At 42.5% G+C, this 14,273-nt stretch carries 13 protein-coding genes; 4 read left to right on the top strand and 9 right to left on the bottom strand.

Annotation, left to right across the window (positions count from 1 at the left end):
* Positions 1 to 88: 88 nt before the first annotated feature.
* Positions 89 to 1,330 (bottom strand): imidazolonepropionase, encoded by a 1,242-nt coding sequence (gene hutI, locus EXT43_RS14170; protein WP_130167260.1) that lies wholly within the window; start codon positions 1,328 to 1,330, stop codon positions 89 to 91.
* 142 nt (positions 1,331 to 1,472) lie between these two features.
* On the opposite strand from hutI, the gene hutC reads away from it, so the two are divergent.
* Positions 1,473 to 2,180: a histidine utilization repressor gene (gene hutC / locus EXT43_RS14165; RefSeq protein WP_055021370.1), complete on the top strand. Its 708-nt coding sequence runs from the start codon at positions 1,473 to 1,475 to the stop codon at positions 2,178 to 2,180.
* Here hutC and EXT43_RS14160 read toward each other — a convergent pair whose 3' ends face one another.
* Positions 2,181 to 2,951 (bottom strand): NADP-binding protein, encoded by a 771-nt coding sequence (locus tag EXT43_RS14160; protein ID WP_130167259.1) that lies wholly within the window; start codon positions 2,949 to 2,951, stop codon positions 2,181 to 2,183. It lies immediately after the preceding gene.
* A 123-nt stretch (positions 2,952 to 3,074) separates the two neighbouring features.
* Here EXT43_RS14160 and EXT43_RS14155 point away from each other — a divergent pair, with 123 nt between their 5' ends.
* Positions 3,075 to 5,099: a methyl-accepting chemotaxis protein gene (locus EXT43_RS14155; protein ID WP_130167258.1), complete on the top strand. Its 2,025-nt coding sequence runs from the start codon at positions 3,075 to 3,077 to the stop codon at positions 5,097 to 5,099.
* Here EXT43_RS14155 and EXT43_RS14150 read toward each other — a convergent pair.
* The 3 genes from EXT43_RS14150 to EXT43_RS14140 all read right to left on the bottom strand — a co-directional run bounded on the left by EXT43_RS14150 (position 5,084) and on the right by EXT43_RS14140 (position 6,329).
* A complete protein-coding gene (locus EXT43_RS14150; RefSeq protein ID WP_130167257.1) occupies positions 5,084 to 5,293 on the bottom strand; it encodes a hypothetical protein in 210 nt (69 codons plus the stop codon). The genes EXT43_RS14155 and EXT43_RS14150 overlap by 16 nt on opposite strands.
* Positions 5,294 to 5,546: 253 nt before the next feature.
* Positions 5,547 to 5,705: a YqaE/Pmp3 family membrane protein gene (locus tag EXT43_RS14145; RefSeq protein WP_064971745.1), complete on the bottom strand. Its 159-nt coding sequence runs from the start codon at positions 5,703 to 5,705 to the stop codon at positions 5,547 to 5,549.
* Between the two features lie 57 nt (positions 5,706 to 5,762).
* The gene (locus EXT43_RS14140) at positions 5,763 to 6,329 is read right to left on the bottom strand and encodes a BON domain-containing protein (RefSeq protein WP_054563315.1); all 567 of its coding nucleotides are present in this window, start codon (positions 6,327 to 6,329) and stop codon (positions 5,763 to 5,765) included.
* A gap of 329 nt (positions 6,330 to 6,658) precedes the next feature.
* Here EXT43_RS14140 and EXT43_RS14135 point away from each other — a divergent pair, with 329 nt between their 5' ends.
* Positions 6,659 to 7,318 carry a LiaF domain-containing protein gene (locus EXT43_RS14135; protein ID WP_054563314.1) on the top strand — a complete coding sequence of 220 codons (660 nt, stop codon included), beginning with the start codon at positions 6,659 to 6,661 and terminating at the stop codon, positions 7,316 to 7,318.
* 726 nt (positions 7,319 to 8,044) lie between these two features.
* On the opposite strand, the gene EXT43_RS14130 is transcribed toward EXT43_RS14135, so the two are convergent.
* Positions 8,045 to 8,461 (bottom strand): VOC family protein, encoded by a 417-nt coding sequence (locus EXT43_RS14130; protein WP_062566018.1) that lies wholly within the window; start codon positions 8,459 to 8,461, stop codon positions 8,045 to 8,047.
* A 130-nt stretch (positions 8,462 to 8,591) separates the two neighbouring features.
* Positions 8,592 to 9,929: a metalloprotease PmbA gene (gene pmbA, locus EXT43_RS14125; protein WP_130167256.1), complete on the bottom strand. Its 1,338-nt coding sequence runs from the start codon at positions 9,927 to 9,929 to the stop codon at positions 8,592 to 8,594.
* Between the two features lie 137 nt (positions 9,930 to 10,066).
* Between pmbA and yjgA the strand changes: the two genes are divergently transcribed.
* Positions 10,067 to 10,588, top strand: a complete 522-nt coding sequence (gene yjgA / locus EXT43_RS14120) for a ribosome biogenesis factor YjgA (protein ID WP_130167255.1) — start codon at positions 10,067 to 10,069, stop codon at positions 10,586 to 10,588.
* Between the two features lie 111 nt (positions 10,589 to 10,699).
* Here yjgA and EXT43_RS14115 read toward each other — a convergent pair whose 3' ends face one another.
* Together EXT43_RS14115 and EXT43_RS14110 are read right to left on the bottom strand one after the other, a co-directional pair.
* Positions 10,700 to 11,146, bottom strand: a complete 447-nt coding sequence (locus tag EXT43_RS14115) for a transposase (RefSeq protein WP_130167254.1) — start codon at positions 11,144 to 11,146, stop codon at positions 10,700 to 10,702.
* Between the two features lie 799 nt (positions 11,147 to 11,945).
* On the bottom strand, positions 11,946 to 14,018 hold the full coding sequence (locus tag EXT43_RS14110) for a M13-type metalloendopeptidase (RefSeq protein ID WP_130167253.1): 2,073 nt from the start codon (positions 14,016 to 14,018) through the stop codon (positions 11,946 to 11,948).
* Between the last annotated feature and the right edge of the window lie 255 nt (positions 14,019 to 14,273).

Raw genomic sequence — 14,273 nt, 5'->3', positions numbered from 1 at the left:
ATCACTTGTTAAATTTACGAGTTGCGTGCTACTACTCGCTAAACTAAAAATCAATGACATGTAATCCAAACTGCGTAATAAAACTTATCTAACTAAGTCTACCCAAAATCCACAGATTTAACAGTTTATTTACGCCGAATTGGTAACTTAATTGTGCTGGGTGGGATATTTGCCAATGAGCAATATCAGCACGAGCCCCCACTTTTAACACACCACGATCGTCAAGACCTAACGCACCCGCGGCGTTTCGTGTTACGCCAGCTAATGCTTGCTCTGGTGTCATACGGAAAATAGTGCACGCCATATTCATCATTAAGTGCAATGAACATAATGGTGAAGTTCCAGGGTTGAAGTCAGTTGAAATGGCGATCGGAACTTGGTACTGCTGGAGTAGTTCGATCGGTGGGTATTTTGTTTCGCGTAAAAAGTAAAATGCACCTGGTAACAATACCGCTGCAGTGCCCGCTTTGGCCATTGCTTGAATGCCTGCTTCATCTAAGTGTTCAATATGATCTGCCGATAAGCCATTAAATTCTGCAACGAGCTCTGCGCCATGTTGATTAGATAACTGCTCAGCGTGCAACTTAACCGGTAAATTGTGCTTTTTAGCCGCTTCAAACACACGGCGAGTTTGCTCGTTGCTAAAGCCAACGTTTTCACAAAAAGCATCAACCGCATCAGCTAAACCAGCTTCAACAACACGGTCAAGCATCTCACCGCACACTAAATCAATGTACTCATCGCTACGGCCTTCATATTCAGGCGGTAATGCATGAGCACCTAAAAACGTGGTTTTAACATCAACCGGGTGGTTCTCGCCGAGTAAACGAGCCACTTCGAGAAGTTTAATTTCGTTTTCGCAATCAAGACCATAGCCAGATTTAACCTCGACAGTCGTCACGCCTTCTGCGTATAGCACATTTAAGCGCTCTTTAGCACTAACAAACAGTGTTTCGTGGTCGGCTTCGCGAGTTGCACGTACGGTGCTTGCAATACCGCCACCGTTTGCAGCGATTTGTTCGTAGCTAACACCTTGCAAACGCTGCTCGAATTCTTCTGCGCGGCTACCGGCAAACACTAAGTGAGTGTGACAATCAATTAACCCAGGTGTTAACCACTGCCCTTTTGCAGATACAGTTGGCGTTTCTAACGCGTCAAATTTAGGTAAATCGGTTTGTGCACCTAACCAGGCAATTTTGCCATCTTTAACGGCAATCGCTGCATTTTCAATGGCGCCGTAGGGTGCATCAACAGCAGGATCCATTGTGGCGATATTGGCATCTGTGATCAGTAAATCCCAGAGCGCTTGATCATTGTTGGTTGTGTGCATTTTTCACCTATCTTGATGCTTGCTAAAGGCTCAGTATGAGCCTAAATTTAAATTTGCTTAAAGTTTATCAACTCATCTTGTATATACAAGAAAATTATGTCACCTTGTAACACACTGTTAACTTATAAATAAACTTTTCATAATGAGCGTCCCTAAGTTTGCGCAAATAAAAGAATTCATTCTGGAAAATATTCAATCGGGAGAATGGCAAGAAAACGACCGTGTCCCTTCAGAAAACGAACTCACCAGTCAATTTCAAGTTAGCCGTATGACAGCTAGGCGCGCGCTCAGTGAGTTAACCGATGCAGGTATCTTAACCCGCAGCCAAGGCCAAGGTACTTTTGTTGCCAGTTTCAAATCACAATCTTCGTTACTAGAAATCAAAAACATTGCCGATGAAGTTAAAGCACGCAACAGCAATTACAGTTGTACGATTTTAGTGATGGAATCAATCAGCGCTATTGCCCCCATCGCGATTGCTTTGGGTGTCGAGGTCGACAGCCATGTTTATCGAAGTGTGATTGTGCACAATGAGAACGAGCAACCTCTGCAAGTTGAGGAGCGTTTTGTGAACCCTGCTCTTGCTAAAGACTACTTACAACAAGATTTTCACAGCCTAACACCCCACGAATACTTATCGCAGAACGCCCCGCTCACTGAGGCTCGCCATACGGTCGAAGCAATCATGCCCAATCAAGAAATGTGTGAATGGCTCAACCTGTACAACGAAGAGCCATGCTTACAAGTGATCCGCCGAACTTGGTCATCGCAAGGCATTGTAAGCTTTGCGCGCTTAGTCTCACCGGGCAGTAAATACCGACTGGGCGGCCACCTAACTTTTAAAAAGTAGCTAAATAGGCGCTTGATAACGAAAATTCAGTGACTCAATCGCCGAGCCATCAATGAGGCGCTCACCTTTATCATGGCTAGTAAATGTCGGTGGCTGATTACCCTGCTCAGCACATTTTTGCTGGTAATAATCTACTTTTGTTGGATGCGCCGGATTAACCACATTATAAATGCTGCTCGCGCTTGACCAGTTTCCAATTACAGAAAAAATCGCCGCTATCACATCTTGCTGCTGTACCATATTTACCACTTGCTGACTTGAGCTAGACAGCTCTTTACCTGCAACAAACTTACCTGGGTCGCGCCCAGGACCAACAAGGCCCGCTAAACGTAATACTTTACCACCGGCATTTAGCACTAACTGCTCAGCATCAAATAGCAGTTGCTGGCGCGCTGATTGGCAATTAATTGCTGTGCTCTCATCGTAATGACCATTATCAGCAGGGTAAACACCTGTCGAAGAACATAAAATAAAGCCTTTACACTTTAGCTGCTTGGCAAGCTCAAGCCCTGCTTGCAAAGTGGCTAAATAATTACTTTCTGAGCTGCGACTACGCGGTGGAATTGCACACACCCACCATGCCTCTTCAAGCGATACATCATGTACAAGTTCATCGCCAGCAAACGCAAACTGACGCTGAAAATGATGTTCGTGTTCGCGACTACGGTGTGTGCCTTGCACTTGCCATGCTAATTCTTTTGCCTTAATACAAAGAGCTTGGCCGAGCCAGCCTGCGCCTAACACTACCATTTTGTTATCACTAACAGTCATTTAGTAACTTACCTTATGTATTATGTAATATTTTATTAATAACCATCGCTTTGCAGTGTAGCGATTTGGGTGCAAATATGATTAGATAGGTAACTCTACCCGATAATAAAAACACGTGCACCTATGTTAAATAACCTCTCTTTACGTAAAAAAATATTACTACTCATCGGCGGGACGATAAGTGTACTACTGATCATCGCGTCTAGTTTTTTTGTTAGCCATATTGCTGAACTATCGCGCCAAGCTATTCAACGCGAAGCCGACAGCTATTTACAGAGTGAGCGACTTTCAATGCAAGGTTACTTTGCCAAATACGGTAAAGTAGTACAAACCTTCGTGACAAATCCGCATTTAGTGAATTGGTTCGACAACTGGACTAAACGTGACCAAAGCCTTGATAACCAGCCTGGATACGACAGCGTTAATCAAGATTTTGTGCGTATCAGTGGCAACGATGACAACATCTTATCTGCCTTCTTTGCATCTGCAACAACAGGTGAGTACTTCAAAGAAAACGAGCGTACCACTCATTATAATGGCCAACCTTACTACGCTTACAAACGTGGTTGGTGGCAAGATGCCTTAAAGATCAACAAACTTTATGTTGGTCCTATTTCTGTGGATTTAACCACGGGTAATGCCTCTGCAGTTGTACAACAGCCTGTTTATAAACAAAACAAACTAATAGGCTTCGGTGGTGTTGATTTACAGCTAAATAATATCAACGACATGGTTGAAGAAATTCGCTTTAATGGCCAAGGCTTTGGTTTCTTGCTTGATGGCAATCAAAAGGTTGTGCACTTATCTAAGCGCACTGGCCACAAGCTATCTGTGACTGACGAAGGTCCGAATGGCAAAGAAGGCTTAGATGCCCTCGAAAAACAATTTAGCGACACATCAGGCTTTAGCGAATTAAACCGCGCGATGAAAAGCCAAAAAGATGGCAGCAGCTTTGTTACTTTCAAAGGTGAGCAATATTACGTTGTATACAACCGCCTTGAGCTAGAAACCCCTTACCTTGATTGGTACGTGGGTATTTTAATTCCAACAAGTATGATTGATGAGCCAGTAAATGATGCAGTGATGACAACCACAACCTCAGTGATCATCATTCTTGCGATTATCATTGCGATGATCTTCTGGGCCACGCAAATGATCACCAAGCCGCTGACTAAACTGACTTACATTATGCGTGATATCGCATCAGGTGATGGCGATTTAACACAGAAAATCGAAATCAAGAGTAATGATGAAGTGGGCCAACTTGCTCATCACATGAATACCTTCATCGATAAACTTCGTGCAATGATGCTAAATACGGCTGCGCAGGCCGAACAACTTAGCCAAGCTGCGAGCCAGTTGAAAATTGTATCGCAAAAAACCAACGATGAAATTCAGCAAGAGAAGCAACAAGTTGACAGTGTGAGTGCGGCTGTAACCGAAATGGCGTCTACAGTGATGGAAATCTCGCGCAATGCCCAGCACACTAATAATGCCGCTGAAGAAGTGCAAACCATCACCGTTGACGGTACGAAACGCTCTACTCAAGCTCAGTCAGTCATGACCGCTCTTGCAAGCCATATTGGTGAAGCGTCTAAAGTGGTTGCGGGTCTTGAGCAAGAAAGTGGCAACATTGGCGCGGTAGTTGATGTTATCAACTCAATAGCAGAGCAAACCAACTTACTCGCACTAAACGCGGCGATAGAAGCAGCCCGTGCTGGCGAGCAAGGTCGAGGCTTCGCTGTTGTTGCTGATGAAGTTCGTTCACTGGCAAGCAGAACGCAAGAATCAACAGATGATATTCGCAACATGATTAGCCGTTTACAGCAAATTGCCCAACAAGCATCGACTATGATGCAACAAGGTCAAGAGCGTGCTGAAGGCTCAGTTGAGCAAACACAAATTGTATTGCAAGCTCTACAAGATATCGCGCAATCTGTGACAAATGTGCAAGATCAAAGTCATCAAATTGCGACTTCGACAGAGCAGCAAACTGTGGTTGCAGAAGATATTAACAATAGCTTGGCAGCGATTAATCACTTAGTGAATAGCACTGCGGATCATGCCCATGAATTGGCGGATGAAGCACGTGATTTGAATGAATTGGCAGCCGCTTTAAATAAGACGGTGAATCAATTTAAGTTATAAAGATAAATTGCTGAAGTAGTTAAAAACCCGATGTCACCTGAAGATGACATCGGGTTTTTATCGTCAGCCTTCCCTGTTAGTCGTGGCGCAACCGCTTTCGCGTGTTCCATAAATTCGTGCCACTGTTGCTTGTTCCATAAAGCAACTCCTTTGTCGGTCAATCCTTGTATTGGTTGCGTTTGTACTTGTTCCATATAGTCTCCTCCTTACGCTAGCTTCATCCTGTTTGGCTCCTGCCTAAGCTTATTCCTTGCTATCATCTCCATTCACTTTATCCATAAAGCGTTGCCATTGTGCGCTACTCCATAACGCCTTGTTACTTCCTTGTTGTCCTTTGTGCGTAGTTACATTATCCATACTGTAAACTCCTTGCGGTTTATCGTCCGTTACTCCTACAGCCCTTCCTTGCTGTGCTCCATTACCCATCCTTGTAGATTAATGCGGTGATTATCGCTTAGCGATGATATACACAGCATGAATCAAACCTGGAATGTACCCTAATAAGGTTAAAAGAATATTAATCCAGAACTGCGCACCTAAACCTACCTGTAAAAATACGCCGAGAGGTGGAATTAAAACCGATAAAATAATACGTATTAAATCCATGACTCACTCCTTGAAAAAGATAAGCCCAGCCAAAGCTGGGCTATATAGGGCTTGCTATTATTCAGCAACAATCGTTAATTCATCGATTACTTTGCGAACATCTTCAGCATTTTCAGCAATGCTTACCGCTAATTGCTTTTCTGCATCAGACTCAACAGTACCTTTTAGTGTTACCACACCCATGTCAGTATCAACATCGATGTCTGTACCACCTACTTCTGAGTTAAATAAATAACGTGTCGTGATCACAGTACTGATTTTTGCGTCGGTTAAGTCGCTTTCTGCTGAATCAGCTTTGTCTGATTTCATGTGCTTAGCTTTCATGTTTTTAACAACAGTTAGTTTGTTATCAACAGAGCTAACACCGTCTAGGCTAAGAACTAGCTCTTCAGCAAGCTCTTTATCTAATTCGCTATCAACTTTACCTGTAAGTACAACCTTGCCATTCGTTACATCAGTGTTGATGTCAAAGTTGTTAAGGTTTGTGTTCATAAGAAGCACAGTTTCTGCCTTACCATCAATCCAAGCATCTTTACTTTCATTTTCCCAGCTGCTTGCCTGAGCTGACATGCTAGTTGCACCAATTACTAAAGCGGCAATCATAGATTTGTTAAAAGTGTTCATAATCTTTCTCCTTTTGATTAAAGACACTTTTACTAATGCGACTATAATGCCAACTATTTATTTGTTTATTTTCAGTGAGTTAAACACCTATTCAGCGACTATTTATATTCATTTAGGTAAAGATTTACAAGCTGCTCGGTAAGAAGTTCACGATGTTGCAAAAATGGCCACTTAGTTGCTGATTTTATTAATCTGTGGTTAATTTAACGAAGTTGTTTATTAGCAAAAAACACAAACCATTGATTTATATAAAAATAAACTTTGGCCTAAGGCTTGCTTCGTAATTAATAACTAAAAAATCACCTTTAAAATCACAACAGGAAACTACCATGGCCGTTAAACTTGAAGATCGCCCAATCGATCAAGTAAGAGAAGAAGTCATTGATCAACTCATTTATAACTACAGTCATGCTGTTATTTCAGCCGAAGCATTTGAACGCCGACTAGACCAGGCAATGGCAGCCACTAGCAACGAAGTACTGGTTGAACTAGTTGCAGATTTAGAGCTAAAAGCAGATATTGACTACAAATCGCATAAGCATGCGCAATTTAAACCTCACTATAGCCACAGCAGCGACAACGAAAGCCTGCAGCTTCGTAGTATTTTGGGTTCAAATGAGCGCAGCGGCCAATGGGTAGTACCAAAAGAAATTCACCTAACAAACTGCCTAGGTTCAATCGAACTCGACTTTAGCGAAGCAATTTTCCAACATCAGCATGTCACCATTTACGTGAACTGCATTTTAGGAAACGACGAAATCTACGTACCAGAACATGTAAATGTGGTATCTAAATTGTTTAGTGTAATTGGCAGTGTAGAGAATAAATCTGTAGCCTTAAATAAAGGCCAAGGCCCAACCATCACTATTGAAGGTAATGTATGGCTAGGCTCAGTCGAGATTTCAGTTAAACGTACCATGAAAGAAAAGTTCATCAGCTTTGCCAACAGCCTAAAAGCCAGTTGGAAAGAAATGAATAAGGTGCAGTAAAAGTTGCGAGGTGCTAGGTGCTAGGTGCTAGGTGCTAGGTGCTAGGTGCTAGTTATCGTAGCCACAGTTTTACATCGCGCAATATAATAAGATAACGCGCGAAATAAATTTCACGCCTACATCAAACGTGGGAACGGCTTTAGCCGTGAATAAAGTAAAGCTGTTCGGCGCTAAAACGCACCCTACACCGTAGGCGTCACGCTTGCTTGGCGCATCTTAAACACCACACAACACGCAACCATCGCGCGAAATAAATTTCACGCCTACATCAAACGTGGGAACGGCTTTAGCCGTGAATAAAGTAAAGCTGTTCGGCGCTAAAACGCATCCTACACCGTAGGCGTCACGCTTGCTTGGCGCGTCTTATATGCAACGCCATTCCATCAACCTATGCCTGACCAACAAACAACACCGCTCGGCTCAAAACTGACGCCTGAAAGCTGATAGCTCACTAAACTTCACACCCACATCAAAGACATCTAATCGCACAAAGAGGATATGAGGTGCTTCGCTTTAGAGATAACAAAAATATTATTATCACTTCCTCATTCTTTTCTCATTCACTTCTCTTTGTGCAATTATTTTCGCGCGAAATAAATTTCACGCCTACACCGTAGGCGTCACGCTTGCTTGGCGCGTCTTATATACAACGCCATTTGATCAACCTATGCCTGACCAACAAACAACACTGTTCAACTTAAAACTGACAGCTTATGACTTAAAGCTTCACTGGTCATTATTCCTCTCACTCGGGATATCACTAAAATACTCTACAAACTCAACTTCAAAACCTGCAGGGTCGATGAAATATACATTTTTACGATATGGATTTTCTGGGCCGTGTTTATCAATTTCATAACCGGCTGAAACAAGACGTTCAACTACGGCATTAATATCGTTTGTCACATAAGCAAAATGAGCAAGGCCTACTTGGTGGCCTGCTAAATCACGGTTTTCAGCTTCACCGTTATCGCTTAATGCAAGATATTGGTAATCATCACCAAAGTGCAGCCACTTGCGCGGTTTGCCCGACCATTTGCTATCGCCTTGGCTACGCACACGCCAATGCGGGAACGCGGCTTTATAAAAGTGCAGCATGTCATCAACATTACTAACAACAAGGTTTACGTGTTCTAAATACATGGTAGTTTTCCTTTTTATTTTTAAACTGCCACCAAGATAAAACCTCAAGTTAAGTTTAGGTAAAGCGTTTTTTCAAATAAAAAAGCCCCACTAAAGTGAGGCTTTTAAAAAATGATTCGTTATTTATAAATTAACTACCTGCAACCTGCATTTGTTCAATCAATACAGAGCCAGTTTGAATACCGCCGCGGCGCTCGATGTCTCCACCTAAGCCCACAACAGCCTTAAACATATCTTTTAAGTTACCAGCAATCGTGATTTCACTTACTGGGTATTGAATTTCACCATTCTCAACCCAGAAGCCCGCTGCACCACGTGAGTAATCACCCGTTACCGTGTTCACACCTTGGCCCATAAGTTCAGTTACTAATAAACCTGTGCCCATGGTTTTTAAAAGCGCTTTTAAATCGGCATGGGTTTGTTCAACTAACCAGTTATGAATACCACCAGCATGACCCGTTGGTGCCATCGACAGTTTACGTGCCGCGTAGCTTGCTAATAGGTAAGTTTGCAGCTCACCACCTTGAATAATTTCACGGTCTACAGTTTTTAAACCTTCAGCATCAAACGGTGAAGACGCTAAACCTTTTAATAAATGCGGGCGCTCAGAGATATTTACACAATCGCTAAATACTTTAGTGCCTAAGCTATGAAGCAGGAAGCTCGATTTACGATAAAGCGCACCGCCACCAATCGCCGACACTAAATGACCGAATAATGAGTTAGCAATATCTGCTCTAAAGATCACTGGTACTTTCATGGTACCGAGCTTTTGGCTGTTAAGCTTAGCCAAGGTTTCGGTTGCTGCTTCGAGGCCTACTTTTGTAGCATCATTTAAGTCATCTTTATGGCGCGCGATGGTATAAGCCGAGTCACGCTGCATTTGCTCGCCTTCTTTACCAATCACCATCGTACTAATGCTATGACGCGTACGCGGGTAACCTGCAATCATGCCATGGCTGTTACCATAAACACGTAAACCTTGGTGAGAAGAAAAACTCGCACCATCTGAATTTACAATGCGCTCATCGGCATTTAACGCCGCTTGTTCTGCTTGATGACAAAACTCCACACCTTGCTCTGGGCTAACTTCCCACGGGTGGTATAAATCTAAATCTTGCGGTGCAAATTCAAGTAACTCTTTATCAGCGATACCATTAAATGGGTCGTCAGAGGTGAACTTTGCAATATCAATGGCTTTTTCGACCACTGTACGTAATGTTTTAGGGTTTAAATCGGCTGTTGAAGCAGAGCCTTTGTTATTACCCACATAAACACTAATACCTAAGCCACCGTCTTGGTTAAACTCTATTGTTTCAACTTCGCCCATGCGCGTGCTGACAGACAAACCTGATGTGCTTGACATCGCCGCTTCAGCCGCAGTAGCACCCAATTTTTTTGCATGCTCCAGTACTTCGCTTACAGCGTCTTTCACTTCAGAAATGTGTTGATAAATAGGATCTTTCATCTTGTGTGTCCTAGGTTCTGATATTTTTTATAGTGTAACGAATGCTAACACACTGCGAGACCTGCATCAGCTAATATTAATCATTAACTAAATGGCGTATAATAGCGAATAGTTAAGTTTACTGAATGAGCATCCTTATGGCGAAGAAGAAAAAGCCACTTATCGAAGAAGAAATTATTTACGTATCAAAAAGCGAATTAAAACGTGAAGCCATGCAATATCATGGTCTGGGTGCTGAAATTGCAAAAATGCCGAAAAAGCAACGCGATCGTTTACCGCTTAATCACGACTTAAAAGAAGCGTTAGTTGTTTCTGATAAAGTAAGTGATAAGAGCGATGCTTACCGTCGTAACTTAAACTACATCGCAAAAGTATTACGTACCACAGAAAACGTTGATGAAATCCAAGCGATGATCGACATCATGCTTAATAAAAACAATCAAGCCGATGTTTTGATGAACAAAATCGAAACCCTGCGCGATGATTTGATTAAACAAGGTGACGACCTGATCAATTCAACAATTGATCAATACCCTTCTCTTGAGCGCCAAAAAATGCGCCAATTAGTGCGTAGCGCCGCAAAAGAAGTGAAAGCAGAAAAGCCAGCCAAGAATTACAAAGAGTTATTCCAGTATCTAAAAGATGCGATTATGGTTTAATTTCTTCACGCGAAATAAATTTCACGCCTACATCACCGTAGGCGTCACGCTTGCTTGGCGCGTCTTGAACACCACTCAATACTCAACCATCGCGCGAAATAAATTTCACGCCTACAACCAAATACAATTCCAAAACGGGTAATCGCCAACGTGTTTAACTAATCTTGCGCGTAGAGGGTTTGCGACTACATATCGAGCTTGATGTATTAGGTCGTTTTCATCTCTGATTTGATGATCATAAAAATTACTTTGCCAGACTACGACTTTGCGCCCCTTTCTCTTACGAATAGACATGGTCACCATGCTTTTATACAGCTTAATTACTGCTGATAAGTTTTGCTGAGGGCGAAGTTGAAATATCCAATGTAAATGGTCAGGCATGAGAACAAAGCAGATTGTCTCTACTTTATCTTCCAAATAGTATATTGCTTTGGCAGCATCAACTGCATATAGGTAGTTGGCAAATATAGGTACTCGATTCTCACAACAAAGAGTTACTGAATAATAGCAATTTGAATGTGAGTTACGCCCTTTAAGTCTCTTCCTTGACGAAAACATAAACCTATCAATCCTGAAGGTAAAACCTGATCTTAGAACTTAAAAACACACCTAGCCAATTTACACCAAAAATGTTTGAACCTCGCAATACAAAAACATCGCGCGAAATAAATTTCACGCCGACATCAATCGTAGGCGTCACGCTTGCTTGGCGCGTCTTGAACATCACACAAGACAAAAACACTGCGCGAAATAAATTTCACGCCTGCATCACCGTAGGCGTCACGCTTGCTTGGCGCGTCTTAAACACCACACAACACGCAACTAACGCGCGAAATATATTTCACGCCTGCATCACCGTAGGCGTCATGCTTGCTTGGCAAGTCTTAAATGTCACACAATACTCAACTATCGCGCGAAATAAATTTCACGCCTACATCAATCGTAGGCGTCACGCTTGCTTGACGCGTCTTGAACACCACTCAATACAAACACATCGCGCGAAATAAATTTCACGCCTGCATCACCGTAGGCGTCACGCTTGCTTGGCGCGTCTTAAACATCACACAATACTCAACTATCGCGCGAAATAAATTTCACGCCGACATCAATCGTAGGCATCACGCTTGCTTGGCGCGTCTTGAACATCACACAAGACAAAAACACTGCGCGAAATAAATTTCACGCCTGCATCACCGTAGGCGTCACGCTTGCTTGGCGCGTCTTAAACACCACACAACACGCAACTAACGCGCGAAATAAATTTCACGCCTACATCAAATGTCGGCTGAAAGCTGACAGCTCCAAACGAAAAAGGCTCTGAGCATGCACTCAGAGCCTTTTTTAAATCGATAATCAATTACCAGATTTTTACGCGATCTTCTGGTTTGATATACATCTTGTCGCCTTCTTTCACATCAAATGCCTGATAGAATTCTGGCATGTTTGAAAGAATACCGATTACACGGTAATGGCTTGGTGAATGAGGGTCTGTCATTAGGCGGTTACGTAACTCTTCGTCACGATATTTACGACGCCAAATTTGCGACCAACCCATGAAGAAACGCTGATCACCTGTGTAACCATCAATGATTGGCGCTTTTTCATCACCAAGTGATAATTGATAAGCAGTGTAAGCAACTGTTAAGCCGCCTAAGTCACCAATGTTTTCACCTAATGTAAGCTGACCATTTACGCTAGCATCTTCAAATGGTTTGTACTCGTTATACTGAGCAACTAACTGACCTGTACGCTCTTCAAACTGTTTAAGGTCTGATTCGCTCCACCAGTTACGTAAGTTACCGTCACCATCGTACTTCGCACCTTGGTCATCAAAGCCGTGACCTAATTCGTGGCCGATTACCGCACCGATTGCACCGTAGTTAACAGCGTCATCAGCTTCTAGGTTAAAGAATGGCGGTTGTAAGATAGCCGCTGGGAATACAATTTCGTTATTCACAGGGTTGTAGTAAGCGTTTACTGTTTGTGGTGTCATGTGCCACTCAGAACGGTCAACTGGCTTACCTAGTTTTGCAGTCATATCTGCATATTCCCACTCGCTGTGGCGAATGTAGTTACCTACTAAGTCATCACCTTTAACTTCAAGTGCTGAGTAGTCTTTCCATTTATCTGGGTAACCAATTTTTGGTGTGAACTTATCAAGCTTTTCTTTAGCCGCGATTTTTGTTTCTGGGCTCATCCACTCAAGGTTTTCAATCGCAACTGCATAACCTTTGATTACGTTATCAACTAACTCTTCCATACGCGCTTTCGCTTCAGGTGGGAAGTTTTCTTTAACGTATACTTTACCTAAGATTTCACCTAATACACCGTTTGATGCATCAACTGCTTTTTTCCAAAGTGGTGATTGCTCTGTTACACCGCGAAGTGTTGTGCTGTAAAAATCAAAGTTAAGGTCTACTAGCTCTTTATCTAGTAGGCGAGAATAGTTGCTAACAAAGTGGAACTTAAGGTAGTTCTGCCACGTTGCTAAGTCTGTATCGTTATAGATACCTGCGAATTTTTCTAGGTAGCTAGGTTGGCGAATGATTACATCTTCAGTTTTGATACCTGATGCATCAAGGTAAGCTGCAAAATCAAAGTCGCCAGTAAGTTTGTTAGCATCTGCAACACTCATCTTATTGTAAGATTTAGTTGCATCACGGCTTTCAACACGGCTCCACTGCGCATCAGCAATGCTTGTTTCAAGATCGATAATTGCTTTAGCCGCAGATTCTGCATCAGCTACACCAGCCTTGCTTAAGATTGCTGTTACGTATGCTTGGTAAGCTTCACGAATTTTTGTGAATTTCTCTTCATCTTTTAGGTAGTAATCGCGATCTGGTAAACCTAAACCTGACTGATAAACATACATCGCGTTTTCGCTAGAATTTTTCGCGTCGTTATTTACGTACCAACCAAACGGTAGGCTACCGCCTTTAATGCGAAGTTCTGCCATTAAAGCAACTAGATCAGATTTGTTCTTAACTGCATCAACGCTTTCTAGCACTGGTGTTAATGGCTTGATGCCTGCCGCTTCACGGCCTGCTTCGTCCATATAGCTGTTATAGAATGCAGCTAGTTTAGCTTCATCAGAGCCTGGCTTAACGTCTTTATTTGCCGCTGCTTTTTCTAGCACTTCTTTCATCGCTTTTTGCGAATCATCGTAAAGCTGAGTGAATGAACCGTAGTTTGATTTATCACCTGGAATTTCTGTTTTCTCTAACCATTCGCCGTTTACGTGATAGTAAAAGTCATCTTGTGCGCGAACAGACTTGTCCATGTTCGCCAATTCAATGCCTGAATTTAAAGGAGCTTTTGCTTCAGTTACGGTCGCAGTTGCTGGTGCTTTAGTTTCTTGTTCTTTTTCACCACAACCAACAAGACCGAGGGCTAGTGCAATACTTGCCGCGGTAAGTGTTACTTTTTTCATGGGAGTCCCGTACTAATTATTTTTTGATGTATTTATCGAAAAACTAGCAAACCTAATTAATCATTAGTTTTTCGCTTTCACCATAATAAACCTCTCAAGCAAAACAATAAAACCGAATATGTAACAATTCTTATCAAAACAAGATAAGACGCATTTTTGAGCGGTGGGAGGGGGAGATTTAGTGGTTAGTGGTTAGTGGTTAGTGGTTAGTGGTTAGTGGTTAGTGGTTAGTGGTTAGTGGTTAGTGGTTAGTGG

The organism is Pseudoalteromonas sp. CO109Y, from assembly GCF_004208935.1.
Classification (GTDB): domain Bacteria; phylum Pseudomonadota; class Gammaproteobacteria; order Enterobacterales; family Alteromonadaceae; genus Pseudoalteromonas; species Pseudoalteromonas shioyasakiensis.
Note: the sequence above shows the minus strand (reverse complement) of the source record. Positions and strands in the feature narration are given on the sequence as shown.